The organism is Microbacterium sp. KNMS, assembly GCF_053851835.1.
On sequence record NZ_JBSQBP010000179.1, the window covers coordinates 1 to 244 of the forward strand.

Consider the following 244-nt stretch of genomic DNA (forward strand, 5'->3'; position numbering starts at 1 on the left):
GAGCTGCACATGAACCCATTCAAAGGCCGGCATTTTCAGCGTGACATCATTCTGTGGGCCGTACGCTGGTACTGCAAATACGGCATCAGTTACCGTGAGCTGCAGGAGATGCTGGCTGAACGCGGAGTGAATGTCGATCACTCCACGATTTACCGCTGGGTTCAGCGTTATGCGCCTGAAATGGAAAAACGGCTGCGCTGGTACTGGCGTAACCCTTCCGATCTTTGCCCGTGGCACATGGATG

The 244-nt window shown here is 54.5% G+C and carries 1 pseudogene; it reads left to right on the plus strand.

The window, feature by feature from the left end:
• Window positions 1–9: 9 nt before the first annotated feature.
• Window positions 10–244, plus strand: a pseudogene (locus ACWXWW_RS18285) (IS6 family transposase); the annotation flags it as partial.